Source organism: Cohnella baijiui (genome assembly GCF_020731285.1).
In the GTDB taxonomy this organism is placed as follows: domain Bacteria; phylum Bacillota; class Bacilli; order Paenibacillales; family Paenibacillaceae; genus Cohnella.
Genome location: NZ_JAJFOW010000181.1, coordinates 1 through 327, shown reverse-complemented (window position 1 = coordinate 327; position 327 = coordinate 1). Strand labels below are relative to the sequence as shown.

Here is a 327-nt window from a genome sequence, read left to right as displayed (position 1 = left end):
AATTAGAAAGCCAACTTTGGTTATATTCGAGAATCGAATAAATCATAACTTGGGTAAATTGGAACAAATCGAGAACGCTATCAAGACGATAATCTCGGCTTCCTCTCTTACGGAAATCAGTTTTCACAGTTCCAGGTAAAAATGGTTGTACGGATTTCTCATTAATAATTTGAAATTTTCTTTCTACAAAAGGTTTCATATCGGCTCTATAGGGACTTGTGTTCTGTACTTTAACATGTAAGGAACTAACAAGTGTCTCAACCATCTTACCCTGCAACTCTCGGTCAGCTATCAAAGTATCGCAAAGATGGCGGGATGGCCATTGCT

At 37.9% G+C, this 327-nt stretch carries 1 pseudogene; it reads right to left on the bottom strand.

What is annotated here, in order from left to right:
* Window positions 1–327, bottom strand: a pseudogene (locus LKX83_RS32225) (hypothetical protein); the annotation flags it as partial.